Here is a 12,374-nt window from a genome sequence, read left to right as displayed (position 1 = left end):
GCAAGGTAGTTCTGGTTCTGGCTCATGCCGACTCCTGTGCTCGTGTCCTGCAACCTTCAACCTCAACTGGAGGTATAAAGTATTGCTGGGTATGTATTTCCTAGACACGAAGCTAAGCGTCGACTCCCCCGATTCCGCGCGCTTGCGGGGGCGTGTCGCACATCCCGTTCGTTCGTGCGCCCGCTCGGGCCAGTGCGTTCAGCAGATCACTGGATGACGACAGCTGAGGGCGACGAGACGTCGTAGCGCGACACCGTGTCGGGCGGCCGCGACGTCATCGCCGCAGCCAGCGCGACCGCCTTGTTCGAGGACTCGTCAGCGTTGCCCCAGACGATCTGGGTGCCGGTTCCGCCGAGGGTGAGGGTCACGTCGTTCGGTGTCGTCGCCGAGGCCTCCGTCACCTGAGACATGATCGAGTCGGGCAACGATCGCAGTACGTGGCCGACTGCCTCGAAGGCCTCGGAGGTGGTCCCGCCCGCGATCTGCAGCACGGGCCTTCCAGGCGCGGGGGTCTGCGTGGTCGAGAGCGCCACTCCGGCGGCATCCACGAGGGTGTACCCGGCAGGGGACGCAATGACCCCGATCGGGGTGCGTTCAACGACCCGCACGACCAGATCATGCGGCGGCCGAGCTTCCACGGTGTAGGACTCGACGAGCGGGAACGCGACGAGCGCCGCTTTGATGGCGCTTTCATCCACGAGCGGCAAGGGGGTACCCAACTGCGACGACAGCGCGTCGGACACGGCCGCGGCATCCAGTTGCTGAGCCCCCGCTACCGTGATCGTCTCGACCGCGAAGAGGGGGCTGTATGCAGCGGCGACGCTGCCAAGGGCGACCAGCACGACAGCAGCGATGGAGCCCAGCCAGACGGCGCGTCGCCGACGAGCGCGAACGGTGAATCGACGCACCTCGGACTTGAGCGCGCGCCGTCGCGCGCGCGCAGCCCGCCACACGTCACGCATGCCGACCGCTTCGGGCCCGGCCGCCTCCGACGCGTCCGACTCTCCCGGGAGCGGGTCGGCAGCTCCAGGCGCTCCATCTCCGGTACCCCCGGGTGACAGATCCGGAGGGACGGATGCTGCATTCGAGGCCCGGAGGCCGGTGTCGGCATCCGGCGCAAGGGGCCAGATCGGCGTGGGGCCGGCGATTCCCCGGAGATCGATCGGCTCCGTCACGGCACTCTCGACGGAAACGGATGCCGGTTCAGCCGCCAGCTCAGCGCCGGCAGGTACCTCCGCTTCCGGTGACTTACTGCGCCTCCCCCGCCCGCCGGATTGCGGCGGCGAGGGGGTCTTGTCGTCAGAGCCCGAGGGAGGCCCGGAGGGCGGGAGCGGGGTCGGCCGGCGCACGGCTACTCCGCCGGTGCGCCCTGCCGGCCGAGCGCGGCGAGCACATCGGGAATGATGAGGTAGACGTTGCCGCAGCCGAGCGTGATGATGTAGTCCCCGTCCCGCGCGACCGATGCCGTGTAGGCAGCGGCGGCGGCCCAATCCGGTTCAAAGTGGACGCGGTCGGCATCCGCGAATCGACTTGAGACGAGTTCGCCGGTAACTCCCGGGATCGGGTCCTCTCGTGCGCCGTACACATCGAGCACGACGGTGTGATCCGCGTGGGTCTCGAGCACCTCGGCGAACTCCGCGGCCATCTGTTGCGTTCGCGAGTAGGTGTGGGGCTGGTGCAGCGCGATGATGCGCCCATCGCCGACGACGGTGCGCGCCGCAGCGAGGGCCGCGGCGACCTCGGTCGGATGATGGGCGTAGTCGTCGTAGACGCTGACGCCGCGTTCGATCCCGTGCAGTTCGAAGCGGCGCACCGTTCCGCCGAAGCTCTCGACGGCCTTCACGGCGTCGGAGAAGTCATGCCCGAGGGTCAGGAGCACAGCCACGGCTCCCGCCGCGTTTACCGCGTTGTGCTCTCCGGGAATCGCCAGGGCGGCCGAGACCGTGTGCCCGTCATGGGTCAGCTCGAACGACACCGGTCCGTCGGTACGGATGCCGTGCACGCGCACGTCGGCATCCTCGGCTTTTCCGAAAGTCACGACCCGCGGGTGGGTGAGGTGGGGAAGGATGCGACGCGCACCCTCGTCGTCGGATGAGAGAACAACAGCCTCGCGCGCCTTGTTCGCGAAGCTCGCGAACGCGGCATCGAAGGCTTCCCGACTGCCCCAGTGGTCCAGGTGGTCGGGGTCGATGTTGGTGGTGAGCGCGATCGCGGTGTCGTAGAGCAAGAACGTGCCGTCCGACTCATCGGCTTCGATGACGAACAGGTCGTCAGCACCGGTGCCGCTGGAGACCCCGAGATCGGCGATGACTCCCCCGTTGACGAAGCTCGGATCGGCACCGAGCGCACGCAACGCCGTGACGATCATCCCCGTCGAGGTGGTCTTGCCGTGCGCGCCCGCGACCGACACCAGCGGGCGGCGCCCGATCAGCCAGTAGAGCGCCTGCGAGCGATGGATGACAGGCAGTCCCCGTTCCTTCGCCGTGACGAATTCGGGGTTCTCGGGCCAGATCGCCCCGGTATGGATGACGGTGTCCGCATCCTGCAGATGCGCGGCATCATGGCCGACGTGGACGCGGGCTCCGCGAGCAGCGAGAGCCTGGAGCGCCGCACTGTCGGCGCGATCGGATCCCGAGACGCGGATGCCCCGATCCAGGAACATTCCCGCCAGGCCTGACATCCCCGAGCCGCCGATACCGATGAAATGCGCTGCCTCGATGGACTCGGGAATCGGGAGGCTGAGGTCGGGTCTGATCATGACCCGACAATCCTAGGTCGGACCCGCTGTGGATCTCCCTCGGCGCGCTGTTCGGCTCGGTCGCAACACTTGGCATATTCCTCCATCGAGCATATGCTCGCCGACATGAGAACCTCCCGACCTGACACGGCCTTCTGGATTCTGACGGCGCTCGCGAGCGGACCGCAGCACGGCTACGGCATCCTTCGGGGTGTGTCCGAGGCTTCGCAGGGTACGGCCTCACTCAAGACGGCGACACTCTATGCGACCCTCGATCGCCTGACTGCCAGCGGCGCCGTCGAGGAATCGGGGGAAGAGATCGTGGATGGGCGCGCTCGCCGCTACTTTCGCCTCACGCCCCACGGCCGGACTCAGCTCGAGAGCGAAACCGCTGAGCTCGAGCAGCGGGTTGCCGCCGCACGCACCGCGCTGAGCCTCGCAGTGGGCGGGGGCGCGAGACCGCGGCCCACTCATCCGCGGAGCGCTCTGGCATGAGCCTCGACCGAGACCGCTTCGAGCGCCTCGTCCGCTGGTACCCGCGCTGGTGGCGCGACGCGAACGCTGCGACATTCGTGAGCACCGCGATGGATGCTGCCGATGCAGCCGGTCTGCGCGCGCCGTCGCGCGGTGAGCGCGTGGCGGCCGCACTGGCGGGCCTGGGTACCCGGCTCGACGCCACCACCGCGCGCGTCGCCGGTGTTGCCGCGCTGTTCTTGTCGGCGCTCGTCGCAGCGGTAAGCCAGTTCGGATTCACCTACGATGTCTCCTCGCTCCTCACGGCGAGTCTCGCGCTTCAGGTCGGCCTGGTTCCGGCTCTCTGGTGGGCAGTCGCGCTCGCCTGTGCACGGCACCGTCTTCATCTCGATCCAACCCGCACGCTCGTCGCGCTTGGCATCGCCATGATCGCGACAACCGGCGCTGCACTCGCCTTCGCGTCCTGGAGCGTCGGCTTTGATGAGGCAGACGCCGGCGACCCACGCTCGCTCTTCGCGGCTCTGTTTCCTGCCTTCCTCGCACTCGGATCGACAGCAGCAGCCTGTGCGGTCGTCGTCGCGATGAGCGACCGGCTCCCGCGTCGCCGTGGGATGCGGGTACTGATCGTCGTCACGAGCATGATGGGTGCCGCGCTTTCGCTTCCCTTCGTGGCAGTCATGCTCATGTCACCGATCACCACGCTCCTCGTCTCCGCCGGGGCGGTCGTGATCGTCGCGCTCGCCTGGCCCGACCACCGCGAGCGCAGCAGTCCCCGAGCCTCGACGGCCGACACCGACGCGGACGTGGATGGACGGCGCCGCGCAGCGCGCGCTCTCGCTTCTGCCGCCGGCATCACGTCACTCCTGGGGATCGCCTTCGCGGTTACGGGGTCGCTGTACACGAGCCTCGACGGCACCGAGGCGATGATCGTCGGCATGCGCGCAGCGGCCGGGTGCGGCATCCTCGTCATCCTCGCTCTCGCCCTTCGCGCTCCGCGGCGGACCGCGACGCAGAAGAGAGCGGTGTGGGGAGCCGCAGCGCTGGGCTCGCTTACCCTCGTCTTCGTCGTGACGGGATGGGGAACGATGCTCCCGTCTGGCAACCCTCGCCCGATCGGCGCCGTGGTCTGGCTTCTTCCGGCCGCGGCGATCATCTGGCTCGTGTGGGCCTCGACGTGGCGGAACCGATCTCTCGCCCTAGCCATCAGCCTCATCGTCGCGGTGTCGTTACCGATCATCGGGCAAATCCTTGCGGCGGTTCTCGGCATCCTGACGCCGATCGTCGGGATCGTGGTGGCATGCCTGCGCGTGACGGCACCAACGCCGCAGCGGGTGCAGGTCGAGCTCGCCTGAACCCTTCATGGAAATGTATCGACACATTGCAACAATGTTGATACAAAAGAAGCATGTCTTTCGAGTTCGACATGATCTGGTCAAGCGCAGCGATCCTGTGCGTACTCACCCTTATCCCGATCGTCTACCTCGTCATCAGTCGGCGAAACGAGCTGAGTGCAGGGCAGGCGGCGCGTTACGCACAGTCCTCGAAACTCCCGTTCGGCACCGACGAGAACTATGCGCGGGTGCGCGATCGGCTCGGCCGACGAGGCCGCGCCTCGATGTGGGGCGTGCTGACCGCGCTCATCGTGTGGAGCCCTTTTGTGCTTTGGGGCGCATCGTGGGGCGGTTCACCACTGTTCCTGTGGCTGATCACGCTCTCGATCATGATCGGGGTGCTGACGGTCTCCACGGTGATCGAAACCGTGCGCGAGCAGCTGCGGCGACCGCGAGCGAACATCCCCCGCGTCGCACACTCGCGCCAGCTCACGACACGGGACTACCTGCAGCCCTGGCGCCGCGCCCTCGCCCCTGTCTCCCTCGGCGCTGCGGCCACGGCAGTTGCAGCGGTGCTCGCGTGGCGGATTGCAGCGCCCGACCGCATCGCGAGCGGCACGGTGCTGTGGTGCGTCGGTTTTCTGGTCTTCGCCGTCACCGTGTTCGTCGTGATGCGCGTCATCGAGCAGATCGTCCTCGCCAAGCCGCAGGTTGCCAGCGATGACCTTCAGCTGGCGTGGGATGACCTGTTCCGCGCTGACACGCTGTGGACTCTCCGGAGCGCCTCAACGATGGCCGCGGCACTGCCCCTCGGGATGGCTGCGGCAACGCTCACCCTGACACCGATAGCCGTCGCGCCACCCGAGCTGTCAACGCTCATGAGCACATGGACTCCGCTCCTGATCTGCGCGGCTCAGGTCGCCTACTCCTTCGGGCTCGGCAAGATGGCGGCGTCGCGCTACCCTGCCGCATTCCGTACGCAGGATCAGGGCTCGCCGACCCCGTCGGTCGCAGTCATCCAGGGAGACGGCGCATGATCGTCATTGACCCAACCTCGCCCACACCGCCGTTCGAGCAGCTGCGCGCGCAGTACGTTGCAGCGATCGCGAGCGGCGAACTGCCACCGGGATCACGGCTCCCGACGGTGCGCCGACTCGCGGGCGACCTGGGCCTTGCACCGGGCACGGTCGCTCGGGCCTACCGGGAGCTCGAGGCTACGGGCCTCATCGAGACCCGCGGCCGACACGGCACCTTCGTGTCCGTCGATGAGAACGCCGCTCTCGGCCAGGTCCAGCGAGCTGCCGCAGCCTTCGCGGAGCAGGTCCGTGGCCTGCGCGTCGACACGGACCAGGCCCTCGCGGCCATCATCGCGGCCCTCAAGACCACCGAAACCGACGAGTTGCCCGCCTAGACCAACGGCGACCGGTCAGGCAAGCACCTCGTCGATCATCGCGATGAGGTTCTCGGTGCCGGTGCAGATGCCGATCTCCGCAGCCCGCTCGGCCATGCTGGCCCGCTCGCTGGCATCCGTCAGCAGGGGCAGGATGCGGCCTCGGACTGCGTCAGAGGTGAACTCGGCGTCCGAGATCAGGACCGCGGCGCCATGTGCCACCGCCGAGGAAGCGTTCAGCGCCTGCTCGCCGTTGCCGACGGCGTAGGGCACGTAGACGGCGGGGATGCCGAGGGCGCTGATCTCGCTGACTGTCGCGGCCCCCGATCGCGAGACGATGAAATCGCACGCAGCGAAAGCGAGGTCCATCCGGTCGACATAGCGGCGGAGGGCGTAGCCCGGCACGCCCGGGTCCTCGAGGTCAGACCGGTCGCCCGTGACATGGATCAGCTGCCAGCCGGCATCCAGCACCTCGCGCCAGGACCCGGCGAAGGCCGTGTTCAGCCGCAGCGCCCCGAGAGACCCTCCGAAGACCAGGAGCGTCGGGCGGTCGGGGTCGAGTCCGAAGTGCGCGGCTCCCTCGCCGCGCAGGGCAGACCGATCGAGATCCTCGATCTCGCGGCGCAGCGGCATCCCCACCAATCGCGCTCGCGGCAGCGGCGTCCCCTCGAAAGCGACGCCCACGCCGGCGGCACGCCGCGCACCGAGTCGGTTGGCCAGCCCGGGACGAGCGTTGGCCTCGTGGACCACGAACGGGATGCCAGCGCGGCGGGCTGCGACGTAGGCGGGCGCCGACGCGTATCCCCCGAACCCGACGATGACATCGACCCCGTGCCTCGCGATGTGTTCGCCGACGTGGGCGACCGCGCGACGGAACCTTCCGGGAAAGACTGCAGCTGTTCGGTCGGGACGCCGGGGAAACGGCACCTTGTCGACGACGAGCAGCTCGTAGCCCCGCTGCGGCACCAGCCGTGATTCCAGACCCTCAGCGGTTCCGAGGACGCGCACGTCGGCATCCGCGTCGCGTGCGCGCAGCCCGTCGGCAACGGCCAGGAGGGGGTTCACATGCCCGGCGGTCCCGCCGCCGGCCAGGAGGTAGGTCGTCACCGTCCGACCCTATCTCGACCCACGGAACGTCGGCGGGCGGCGACCTCAGCGGCGAGCGGCCGACCGGGGCGCCGGCCTCGCGGTCACCGGAATCGTCCGGGCGAACGCCAGCAGAACCCCGGTCGCAACGAGCACCGACACCAGCGACGTGCCACCCTGAGACATGAACGGTAAGGGGACACCGAGCGGCGGGAACAGCCGCAGCACGACGCCGATGTTGATGAGCGCCTGACCGACGATCCATACGGTGATCGCGCCGGCAACGATCCGCACGAAGGTGTCGTCGGTCTTGCGGATGATGTGGAAAGCGCCGATCGCGTAGATCGCGAACAGCCCGAGCACGACGATCGCGCCGATGAGGCCGAGCTCTTCACCGACGATGGCGAAGATGTAGTCGCTGGATGCCGCGGGCAGCCACTCGTACTTCTCTTTCGAGTTCCCAAGTCCGAGGCCGAAAATGCCGCCGCCGGCCAGTCCCCAGATACCGTGCAGCGGCTGGTAGCAGGTGCTGAGGTAATCGGCGGTGCAGTCGGTGTTGAAGACGCTGAGGATGCGCTCCATGCGGTTCGGGCTCGTGACCGCCAGCGCCGCGACTGCCACGATCGCCAGCAACAGCGGGATGACGAACACCCGCAGCTTCACACCGGAGAAGAAAAGGGCGCCGAGGGCGAGCAGGAACAGCACCATCGCCGTTCCGAGATCGTGCCCGGCCAGAACCGTCGCGATCACGGCGGCGGCCACCGGCACCACCGGGATGAAGACGTGCCGCCAGTCGCCGAGCAGCGTGCGCTTTCGGTACAGGATGAAGCCGAGCCAGAGGGCCAGCGCGAGTTTCAGAAACTCCGAGGGCTGAGCCTGAATGCCAGCGATGAGGATCCAGTTTCGGTTTCCGCCATCCTCGACGCCGAGGGGCGTGAACACGAGGAGCTGGAAGGCGGTGGTGACGATCAGCGCGGGCCACGCGATCCGCTTCCAGAAGCTCACTGGCAGTCGGCTCGCGATGAACATGAGCGGCAGGCCGATCGCGGCGAACACCGCCTGCTTGATGACCGCATCGTACGGAGCCTGACCCGCCGCGGTCGCCGTTGCGCTGGTGGCCGAGAGCACCATCACGAGACCGAAGATCGTCAGCAGGACTGCCGTGGATGAGATGAGCAGAAACTCACCGGCAACCGGGCGGAACAGCGATCCGAGAGAGACGCGGGCAGCAAGCCCGCGCTTGGGCGTCGGCTCGTCAGGCTCCTGCGGGAGCGGACGGATCGGCGTCGGTGTCGCCATGTTCGCCCCTTCCCACTCGCTGCCTGACCGCCGCAGCGAACTTCTCACCGCGATCCGCGTAGGAGGCGAACTGGTCGAAGGATGCCGCGGCCGGTGCGAGGAGGACGACATCCCCCTCGGCCACGAGTCCGATCGCCAGGTCTACGACCTGCGCCATGACGTCCCCAGTCTCATCGGCAATGACCTCGTGCAGCGGAACGTCGGGCGCGTGTCGCTCGAACGCCGCCCGAACGGCATCGCGCTGGTCACCGATCACGATCGCTGCCTTTGCCAGACGCCCCCGCGTCGAGACGAGCGTGGTGATGTCGACGCCCTTGAGCAGTCCCCCCACGATCCAGATCGATCCGGGGTAGGCGGCAAGCGAGGATGCCGCAGCGTGCGGGTTGGTCGCCTTCGAGTCATCCACCCACGTGACACCGGCGACTGTCGCAACGATCTCCATCCGGTGGGGGTCCAGCCGGAACTCGCGCAGTGCAGTGGCTATGGCCTCGGGCGGTACGTCGAGCGAACGGGCCAGCGCACTGGCAGCAAGGATGTTGGCAACGACGTGTGGGGCCGCGAGGCCGAGCTCTCGAAGCTCGTCGATCGTCGTGAGTTCGAGAGCGCTGGTGCGCCGCTCGACAAGGAACGCGCGGTCCACGACGATGCCGTCGACCACGCCGAGGTCGCTCGGACCGGGAACGCCGAGGTCGAACCCGATCGCTCGCGCTCCCTCGATGACATCGGCTTCTTCGACCATCTCGCGCGTCGCGAGGTCGGCCTTGTTGTAGACGCAGGCGACGCGGGTGTGGTTGTACACCTGCGCCTTCGCGTCGCGATACGCCTCGAAGGATCCATGCCATTCGAGGTGGTCGTCGGCGAGGTTCAGACAGACCGCAGCGTGCGGCGAAACCGGTTCCGGCGAGGACTGCAGGCTGAGGTACCAGAGCTGGTGGCTGGACAGTTCCACGACGAGGACGTCGAAGCCCGACGGATCACGGACGGCATCCAGGATCGGCGTGCCGATGTTTCCGCACGGGACTGCCCGGAGACCCCCTGCCACCATCATCGTGGCGGCAAGGCCCGTGGTTGTCGTCTTTCCGTTGGTGCCGGTGATCAGCACCCAGTCGGCGGGAGCGCCGCCGGGGCGGACTACCTTGTCGCGCACGCGCCACGCGAGCTCGATGTCTCCCCACAGCGGGATGCCGCTTTCGAGCGTCCAGCGCACGAGCGGGTGCGTCGGGCTGAAGCCGGGCGAGGCGATCACGACCTCGGGAGCGAAGTCCACGAGCTCGGCGGGCGGCGTGCTGAGCGACCCCATCGATGACCGCACCCCGATGACGGGTAGCAGGCGCTCATAGGCCGGGTCGGCGGATTCGGCGAGAACGAGAACCTCCGCGCCGAGTTCTGCCAGCGTGTCGGCCACCGAGAAGCCGGTCACCGAGAGGCCGAAGACGGCAACCCGCAGGCCGCGCCAGTCGGCGTGCCAGCTGGTCAGTCCATCCAGCCGGGAGGATTCACCGGTCATGTGCGCGCGAGCCATTCAACGTAGAAGAAGCCGACGCCGGTGACTGCCAGTCCCGCGGCGATGATCCACATCCTGATGACGATGTTGGTCTCCGACCACCCGCGCATCTCGAGATGGTGGTGGAAGGGGCTCATGAGGAACAGACGTTTGCCGCGGGTGAGCTTGAAATAGATCCGCTGCAAGATGACCGAACCCGATCCGATGATGAACGCCCCGGCGGTGAGGACCGTGAGGATCTCGGTGTGAGAGAGGATCGAGACCGCGGCGATCACGCCACCGATCGCCATCGACCCGACATCCCCCATGAACACCTGAGCCTTCGGCGCATTCCACCATAGGAACCCGACCAGAGAGGCAGCGAAGGTCGCCGCGATGATCGTGAGGTCGAGCGGGTCCCTCGTCTGGTAGCAGGCCTGCTGGTAGGCGGCCACGAGGTCTGCGCCGTCGCAGCGCTGCTGGAACTGCCAGAACGTCGTCAGGCTCATCGCCCCGATCGTGAACACACCCACACCGGTGGCCAGGCCGTCGAGGCCGTCGGTGACGTTCGTGCTGTTGGACCAGGCGACGCCGATGAAACTGATCCAGGCGATGTAGAGCAGGATGCCGATCGCAACCGGCAACGCCAGGAAGTTCAGCACCGAGATGTCGCGGAAGACCGAAACGTAGGCCGTCGCGGGGGTCTGGCCCTGGGCATCCGGGAACTGAAGTGCGACGAGCGCCCACGGCACGATGACGATCACCTGACCGACGATCTTGCGCCAACCCGACAGACCGAGGCTTCGCTGGCTGCGCAGCTTCATGTAGTCGTCGATGAAGCCGACGAGCGCGAAGCCCACCATCATCCAGAGCACGAGGAAACCCGAGATCGTGGGCGGGTTGCCGCCGGCGTAGGTTCCGATCAGGTACGCGATCGTCGTCCCCCCGACGAAGATGACGCCACCCATCGTGGGTGTACCGCGCTTGAGTTCGTGCTGAGGGTTGTTTCCCGCGTCGGGGGTACGGATGACCTGGCCCCATCCCCACCGGCGGAACAAGCGCAGGAAGACGGGTGTGAGAAAGAGCGAGAACGACAGGGCGATCGCCGACGCCATCAGGAGGGATCTCACGAGAAGGATTCTCCCAGACGGTCGCCGAGGTGCCGGAGGCCCGCGGAGTTGGACGATTTCACGAGCACCCGATCACCCTCACGCAGCTCGGACATCAGGTAGTCGTACGCTTCGTCAGCTGTCTCGAAGAAGACTGCCTCGCCATCCCACGACCCCTCGCTGATCGCCGAGAGGTAAAGCCGGCGCGCAGCAGAGCCGATGACGACGATCCGTTGGATGCGCAGCCGCACCGCGAGAAGACCGACGCGGTCGTGCTCCTCCCCCGCGTACTCGCCGAGTTCGCTCATCGCGCCGAGAACGGCGACAGTGCGCTGATCGGGCGCAGTGATCTGCGCGAGAGTGCGAAGCGCTGCGGCCATGGAGTCCGGACTCGCGTTGTAAGCATCGTTGATGATGCGCACGCGCTCCGAGCCCATCGGCTGCATCCGCCACCGCTCTGCCAACTCCATCGCCTGGAGCCGCTCGATGCAGGCTTCGGGACGGATGCCGAGACTTGTCGCCGCAGCAATCGCGGCCAGCGCATTCATGACGTGGTGCTCGCCGAGCACGCGCAGAACGACCGGAAACTCGTCGCCGTCGATGACGGCACGGAATCGCGTTCCCTCGGGCGTGACCTCCACGTCCTCGGCCCGCACATCCGCTGCCGAGCCTCGCCCGAACCAACGGACTGTCGCGCCGCGTTCGGTGGCGATACCGGCCATCGCTGCCACGCGCGGGTCATCCGCGTTCAGCACTGCCACGCCCCCGGGCCGGACGGCGTGGATCAACTGCGACTTCTCGACGAAGGTCGACTCGATGCCGCCGAACCCGCCGGCGTGCGCCATCCCGACCATGAGGACGACCCCGATGTCGGGGTGGACGAGACCGGCAAGACGCGCGATCTCTCCCGGTGCACTGGCGCCGAACTCGCTGACGAGATAGCGGGTTCGTTCGGTGATCCGGAGCATCGTCAGCGGCGCACCGACTTCGTTGTTGAAGGATGCCTGCGGCGCTACGGTCTCATCCTCGGCCTCGAGGATGCGCGCCATCATGTTCTTCGTCGTCGTCTTGCCGTTCGAGCCGGTGATCCCGACGATCCGAAGGGCACCGCGTGCCCGCACCTCGCCCACAACGAAGCGGGCGAGATCCGCCAGGGCATGCACAGCCCCCGGCACCACGATCTGGGTGATGGCGGCATCCAGCGGTCGCTCGACGATGGCGAGCACCGCACCCCGCTCGATCGCGGCGGCAACGAAGTCGTGGCCGTCAGCGTGCTCGCCCGGTTTGGCGACGAAGATGTCGCCGGGGCCGATCGCACGAGAGTCGGTGTCGACGGTTCCCGACACCACGGTGTCGGGGGTGTCGTCGCCGGCGAGGAGGAGGTCTCCGCCGACGGTCAGGGCGATGTGATGCAGGGGAAGGGAGATCATGTGTCCGAGGGGGTCGTCAGCCGAACTTCGGCAGG

General features: G+C 67.6%; 11 protein-coding genes. 4 read left to right on the top strand and 7 right to left on the bottom strand.

What is annotated here, in order from left to right; translation table 11 throughout:
• Positions 1 to 206: 206 nt before the first annotated feature.
• A complete protein-coding gene (locus tag Q1V87_RS09245) occupies positions 207 to 1,175 on the bottom strand; it encodes an FtsQ-type POTRA domain-containing protein (protein WP_300591919.1) in 969 nt (322 codons plus the stop codon).
• Positions 1,176 to 1,351: 176 nt separating this feature from the next.
• Entirely contained in the window at positions 1,352 to 2,758 is a 1,407-nt protein-coding gene (murC, locus tag Q1V87_RS09240) for a UDP-N-acetylmuramate--L-alanine ligase (RefSeq protein WP_300591917.1), read from the bottom strand.
• 105 nt (positions 2,759 to 2,863) lie between these two features.
• On the opposite strand from murC, the gene Q1V87_RS09235 reads away from it, so the two are divergent.
• Genes Q1V87_RS09235 through Q1V87_RS09220 form a run of 4 tightly spaced genes read left to right on the top strand, consistent with a single transcriptional unit; the run spans position 2,864 to position 5,953 of the window.
• Positions 2,864 to 3,232, top strand: a complete 369-nt coding sequence (locus Q1V87_RS09235) for a helix-turn-helix transcriptional regulator (protein ID WP_300591915.1) — start codon at positions 2,864 to 2,866, stop codon at positions 3,230 to 3,232.
• A complete protein-coding gene (locus Q1V87_RS09230; protein WP_300591913.1) occupies positions 3,229 to 4,563 on the top strand; it encodes a hypothetical protein in 1,335 nt (444 codons plus the stop codon). Before Q1V87_RS09235 ends, Q1V87_RS09230 begins: the two co-directional genes overlap by 4 nt.
• Before the next feature lie 53 nt (positions 4,564 to 4,616).
• Positions 4,617 to 5,579 (top strand): hypothetical protein, encoded by a 963-nt coding sequence (locus Q1V87_RS09225; protein ID WP_300591911.1) that lies wholly within the window; start codon positions 4,617 to 4,619, stop codon positions 5,577 to 5,579.
• On the top strand, positions 5,576 to 5,953 hold the full coding sequence (locus Q1V87_RS09220; protein WP_300591909.1) for a GntR family transcriptional regulator: 378 nt from the start codon (positions 5,576 to 5,578) through the stop codon (positions 5,951 to 5,953). Before Q1V87_RS09225 ends, Q1V87_RS09220 begins: the two co-directional genes overlap by 4 nt.
• Positions 5,954 to 5,968: 15 nt before the next feature.
• On the opposite strand, the gene Q1V87_RS09215 is transcribed toward Q1V87_RS09220, so the two are convergent.
• From Q1V87_RS09215 to murF, 5 genes are read right to left on the bottom strand one after another with little or no spacing between them, the layout of a single operon-like run.
• Positions 5,969 to 7,039, bottom strand: a complete 1,071-nt coding sequence (locus Q1V87_RS09215) for a UDP-N-acetylglucosamine--N-acetylmuramyl-(pentapeptide) pyrophosphoryl-undecaprenol N-acetylglucosamine transferase (protein ID WP_300591907.1) — start codon at positions 7,037 to 7,039, stop codon at positions 5,969 to 5,971.
• Between the two features lie 45 nt (positions 7,040 to 7,084).
• Complete coding sequence (gene ftsW, locus Q1V87_RS09210) at positions 7,085 to 8,317, bottom strand: putative lipid II flippase FtsW (protein WP_228178587.1); 1,233 nt, start codon at positions 8,315 to 8,317, stop codon at positions 7,085 to 7,087.
• Positions 8,274 to 9,824 (bottom strand): UDP-N-acetylmuramoyl-L-alanine--D-glutamate ligase, encoded by a 1,551-nt coding sequence (gene murD / locus Q1V87_RS09205; RefSeq protein ID WP_228178586.1) that lies wholly within the window; start codon positions 9,822 to 9,824, stop codon positions 8,274 to 8,276. The genes ftsW and murD overlap by 44 nt, the downstream gene beginning before the upstream one ends.
• Positions 9,821 to 10,930 (bottom strand): phospho-N-acetylmuramoyl-pentapeptide-transferase, encoded by a 1,110-nt coding sequence (mraY, locus tag Q1V87_RS09200; protein WP_228178585.1) that lies wholly within the window; start codon positions 10,928 to 10,930, stop codon positions 9,821 to 9,823. Before mraY ends, murD begins: the two co-directional genes overlap by 4 nt.
• Positions 10,927 to 12,339: a UDP-N-acetylmuramoyl-tripeptide--D-alanyl-D-alanine ligase gene (murF, locus tag Q1V87_RS09195; protein WP_300591921.1), complete on the bottom strand. Its 1,413-nt coding sequence runs from the start codon at positions 12,337 to 12,339 to the stop codon at positions 10,927 to 10,929. Before murF ends, mraY begins: the two co-directional genes overlap by 4 nt.
• Positions 12,340 to 12,374 lie beyond the last annotated feature (35 nt).

Origin of the sequence: Microbacterium sp. (assembly GCF_030149085.1) — a bacterium.
Lineage (GTDB): Bacteria > Actinomycetota > Actinomycetes > Actinomycetales > Microbacteriaceae > Microbacterium.
This window is presented reverse-complemented; position numbering and strand designations above follow the sequence as displayed.